The 4,763-nt window shown below is 69.3% G+C and carries 6 protein-coding genes; all 6 read right to left on the bottom strand.

All coding sequences use genetic code 11. The annotated features are described in order from the left end of the window. Nucleotides 1-679 (bottom strand): FadR/GntR family transcriptional regulator (locus ACYQ0U_RS22510; protein WP_459976122.1); only part of this gene is annotated, 679 nt, incomplete at its 3' end. A 175-nt stretch (nt 680-854) separates the two neighbouring features. Next, entirely contained in the window at nt 855-1,946 is a 1,092-nt protein-coding gene (locus tag ACYQ0U_RS22505) for a PfkB family carbohydrate kinase (RefSeq protein ID WP_459976121.1), read from the bottom strand. Nucleotides 1,947-1,951: 5 nt separating this feature from the next. Continuing rightward, complete coding sequence (gene eda / locus ACYQ0U_RS22500; protein ID WP_459976120.1) at nt 1,952-2,635, bottom strand: bifunctional 4-hydroxy-2-oxoglutarate aldolase/2-dehydro-3-deoxy-phosphogluconate aldolase; 684 nt, start codon at nt 2,633-2,635, stop codon at nt 1,952-1,954. Further along, nucleotides 2,632-3,756 carry a mandelate racemase/muconate lactonizing enzyme family protein gene (locus tag ACYQ0U_RS22495; RefSeq protein WP_459976119.1) on the bottom strand — a complete coding sequence of 375 codons (1,125 nt, stop codon included), beginning with the start codon at nt 3,754-3,756 and terminating at the stop codon, nt 2,632-2,634. The genes eda and ACYQ0U_RS22495 overlap by 4 nt, the downstream gene beginning before the upstream one ends. A gap of 153 nt (nt 3,757-3,909) precedes the next feature. Further along, nucleotides 3,910-4,446: a type 1 glutamine amidotransferase domain-containing protein gene (locus ACYQ0U_RS22490; protein WP_459976118.1), complete on the bottom strand. Its 537-nt coding sequence runs from the start codon at nt 4,444-4,446 to the stop codon at nt 3,910-3,912. A 55-nt stretch (nt 4,447-4,501) separates the two neighbouring features. Beyond that, on the bottom strand, nt 4,502-4,763 hold a 262-nt coding region (locus ACYQ0U_RS22485), incomplete at its 5' end, for a cysteine hydrolase family protein (protein ID WP_459976117.1).

The following is a 4,763-nucleotide window of genomic DNA, read 5'->3' as shown; positions in this document are numbered from 1 at the left end:
GGGACTCCAGGATGTCGTTCTCGACCTCCCGGATGTGCTTGACCGCAGCCGTGCGCGCCTCCCTGATGCGGCGGTTGACGATCGCCGTCACGATCCGTTCGTGGCCGAGGTGTGCGCGTTCGCGCCGCCCCGGGAGCGCGATGACCCGATGGGAGTACGTGAAGAAGAGAGGCGCCACGCTCTTGCAGAGCTGGAGCAGGAGGGGGTTGTTGGTCGCCTCCGCGATGGCCTGGTGGAGTGCGCCGTCGAGCTCGATGAACTCGTCGTCGGTCAGCGTCGGGTCGGACGCGGCCGCGATGATGCCCTTGAGCTTCTCTGCCGCGGCCGGCGTGATCCGTTTGGCCGCCAGGCCGGCGGCCTGGTCCTCCAACGGGACCCGGACCTCGAACAGGTCGGCGACCGAGAAGTCGTCGACCAGCAACACCTGCGACAGCGAGGGCGCCTGCAGCTTGTTGCGCACCACGAACACGCCGATTCCGTGGTCGGTACGGATCAACCCGTTGGCCTCGACGATGGTGAGGGCCTCGCGCATGGAGCTTCGCCCGACCCCGAACTGCTCGGCCAGGACGCGCTCCGCCGGGAGCTTCTCGCCGAGGGCGTACTGCCCCTCGGTGATCAGCCGCTCGAGCTGCTCCGCCACGGCGTCCGCGACCTTCATACGCCGCACCGGCTCGATCATGATGCTGCCCCCTTCGCCCCCACTGGACCCGTCCAGCCGAAGCTGCCTCCGGAATCCGACCCAGAGGTGTGTTGGTGGTCTGAACACTACATCACGACGGGCGATGGATCCGTCAGGCCCGGGCCGACTCGCCGAGGGGGCCGGGCGATCGATGGCCGGCCGCGTCCTCGGGTCCTCAGCGCTGGACGCGGGCGCCGGCACCCCCCACCAGGGCCTCCACCTCGGCGCGGCTGGCCATCGAGGTGTCCCCGGGCGTCGTCATCGCCAGTGCTCCGTGGGCGGCTCCCAGCTCCACCGCCCGCTGGAAGTCGTCCCCCTCGAGCAGGCCGTAGATCAGACCGGCGGCGAAGCTGTCGCCGCCGCCCACCCGGTCCCAGATGTCCAGCTCGGGGCGGGGCTGCGAGCGAACGACCTGGTCCGCGCTCCAGGCAACCGCGCTCCAGTCGTTGACCGACGCGGTCTTGACGTCACGGATCGTGGTGGCGACCACGCGCAGGTTGGCGAACTCCTTCGACACCTCCTGGGCCATCGCGACGAAGTTGTCGGCCTCGAGCCCCGAGAGGTTCGAGCTCGTGCCCGGCACCTCGAACCCGAGGCAGGCGGTGAAGTCCTCCTCGTTGCCGATGAGGACGTCGACCTGGCGCACCAGCCTCCGGTTCACCTCCTGGGCGCGGGCGGTCCCGCCGATGTCCCTCCACAGGCTCGGCCGGTAGTTCAGGTCGTAGGAGACGATCGTGCCGTGGCGGCGCGCCGCGGCCATGGCCTCCTCGACCACGTCCGGGGTCGTCTCCGACAGCGCGGCGAAGATGCCCCCGGTGTGGAACCAGCGAGCACCGAGAGTTCCGAAGAGCTCGTCCCAGTCCACGTCGCCGGCGCTCAGCTGGCTGGCCGCGGTGTGCCCGCGGTCCGAGACGCCCAGGGCGCCGCGGACGCCGAACCCCCGCTCGGTGAAGTTCAGGCCGTTGCGGACCTTGCGGCCGATGCCGTCGTACGGCACCCAGCGCACGTGCTCGGTGTCGACGCCGCCCTGGAGCATGAAGTCCTCCAGGAGCCGACCGACCTCGTTGTCCGCGAGCGCGGTCACGATGGCCGAACGCAGGCCGAACACTCGACGCAGGCCACGCGCGACGTTGTACTCACCGCCGCCCTCCCACGCCCGGAACGACCGGGCGGTGCGGGTACGCCCGTCACCGGGATCGAGCCTGAGCATGACCTCGCCCAGCGAGACGATGTCGTAGCGACACGTGTCCCGGGGACGGAGATCCATTCCGTTCACTTCGTTGCCTCCGTGTCTGCCGTTGAGGGGCGGGCGGTCGCGCTGCCGGACACGATGCGCACGGCCTGACCCGCCAGTTCTGTCACCCGAGCGAAGTCACCGGCCGACAGCAGGCTGGCCGCGACCATCCAGCTCCCACCGACAGCGGCGACGGACTTGTGGGCGAGGTAGGAGCCCAGACTGTCCACGGTGATGCCCCCGGTCGGCATGAAGCGCACGTCCCCGAAGGGCGCGCTCAGGGCGGACAGCGCTGCGAGACCGCCGGAGGTCTTGGCCGGGAAGAACTTGACGTGCGTCAGTCCCGCCTCGAGCGCCATCTGGATCTCCGTGGCGGTGGCGACGCCCGGGATCACCGGCACGTCGAGCTCGAGGCAGGTGTCCACCACCGACCGGCTGAAGCCGGGAGAGACGATGAAGCGCGCTCCGGCGTCGACCGCGGCTCGCACGTGGTCGGGCCGGGTGACCGTCCCGGCGCCGACGAGGAGGTCGGTGTCGGCCGCGAGCGCGGCCAGGGCCTCGAGGGCGTTGGGCGTGCGCAGTGTCACCTCGACGCACGGCAGGCCACCCTCCTTGAGCGCGGCGCCCATCGGCGCCGCCCACGAGGTCTCGTTCAGGACGGCCACGGGGACCACCCGGAGGGCTTCGAGCTGGGCGATGACCGACCCATCGCGGTAGATCATGCCGACACCGCGAATCGCTCCAGCGCGTCGTCGGCGAGCTCCACGCCGAGACCGGGCAGGTCCAGGGCCGCGAGGTGGCCGTCCTTCACGGTGAGCGGCTGCGTCAGCATGCCGTCCCAGCCGGGTCCCCCGTAGGCGTCCACCTCGACCAGCGGCGCGTTGTGGCACGCCAGGATCATGTGGAGACCGGCGGCCAGCGCGATCCCCGTGCCGGAGGAGCACGCGATGTGCGGGACGCACTCGATGTTCCAGGCGCTGGCCATGTCGGCCACCCGCTTGGCCTCGGTGATGCCCCCCACGCTCGTGCAGTCGGGCTGCAGGATGTCGAATGTCTTGCGGCTCAACAGGTCGATGTACTCGAAGCGGGTCAGCAGTGACTCACCGCCGGCGAGCTTCAGGGAGACCCGGTCGCCCAGCCACGTGTGGTCCTCGACGTAGTGCGAGAGGCTGCGCGAGAGGATCGGCTCCTCGAGCCACGCCACCCCCAGCTGCTCGAGATCCCTGGCCAGGGCGAGGGCGCCCCGGCGGTCGTACAGCATGTTGCCGTCGACCATGATGTCGATGTCGTCACCTACGGCCGCACGGACCTGAGCGACCATGTCGACCGTGTCGTGCCTGTCCGCGGTGGCCCGCAGCTTCATGGCGGTGTAGCCGTTCTCCACGGCCTGCACGGCCTCCGGGAGGACCTCGGAGACAGGCTTCAGGGACGGGGCGAAGTACGCCCGCACGCTCGACCTGGCCGCCCCCAGGAGGCGGTAGACGGGCAGGGCGCTGATCTTGCCGAGAAGGTCCCACAGAGCGATGTCGATGCCGCTGAGCGCATAGGTCTCGATCCCCCGACGGCCCCACATGTGGGTCGCCTCCAGCATCTGCTGCCACAGACCGCCGATCTCGGTCGGGTCCTGCCCGACCAGCATGGGACCGAGCTGGTCGTTGACGATGGGACCGACCGTCGGAAAGTACTCAGCAGAGAAGCCGGCCTCTCCGTAGCCGACGTATCCCTCGTCGGTCGAGACGCGCACGACGATCCCACCCTTGACGTTGACCACCATCGCTCCCCACTGCAACGGCTCGTCCAAGGGGCTCGCCAGCGGAATGGCTCGAACCTCTGTGATCTTCATCTTCCGTACCTTCTGTTGATCAGCGATGGAGAGCCGCACGCACTACGGCTCCGAGCCCACGTCCGCCGCCCGATCGGGCGGCGGACGTGGTCGCGCACGGCGACGAGACCGGCCTGGATCGTGTCCGGCTGGATCGTCACGGCATCGGGACGATCAGGCCCGTCCCGAGGCGGCGTTCTCCTCGAGGTAGTCGATGATCGCCTCGACGAAGACCGGCAGGTCCGGGGGCGTCCGGGAGGTGATGAGGTTGCCGTCGACGACGACCGCCTCGTCCACCCAGGTGCCGCCGGCGTTCTGGACGTCGTCCTTGATCGGGAGGTAGCCGGTCGCCCGACGTCCCTTGACCGCCCCTGCCGAGCACAGCATCCAGCCGCCGTGGCAGATGGCCGCCGCGAGCTTGCCGGATTCGAAGACCTCGCGGACGAAGTCCACCATCGCCGGGTAGAGGCGCATGTTGTCGGGCGCGAACCCGCCCGGGACGACCACGGCGTCGAAGTCCGCAGCCACCGCCTCGTCCGCCGACAGGTCGGCGTCCATGGGGTAGTGCTCCTTGCTGTCGAAGGAGTCCTTCCGGCCACTGCCGATCACCTTGACGTCGACTCCGGCGGCCTGGAGTCGGAGCAACGGGTACCAGCCCTCGAGGATCTGGTACTCGTCCTCGATCAGCAGGGCCACCCGAAGGCCGCTCACACTCATGTTCTTCTCGCTTTCGGTCGTTGATATCGCGTGCGTCGGCGGTCGACGACTACTCGGAGACGCCGATCATCTTCAGGAACTCGGTGCTCAGCAGCACGTCACCGTGGTTGGCCTGGATGTTGCGCAACGCCTCCCAGTGCTGGCCGTAGCCCAGCGGCTGGTCCTCCAACGACGCCGGGATGGCGGCGTTGGTGTCGGCCAGGGTGATCACCTTGTAGTCCTGGTTCGCACCGTCGATCGCGGTGGTGATCACGCAGTTGCCGGTCGAGACACCCGCGATGACGATGGTGTCCGCACCCGCACGACGCATG

This window comes from Nocardioides pyridinolyticus (assembly GCF_054653575.1).
The sequence above is the reverse complement of the archived record's forward strand: the minus strand, read 5'-3'. Positions and strand labels throughout refer to the sequence as shown.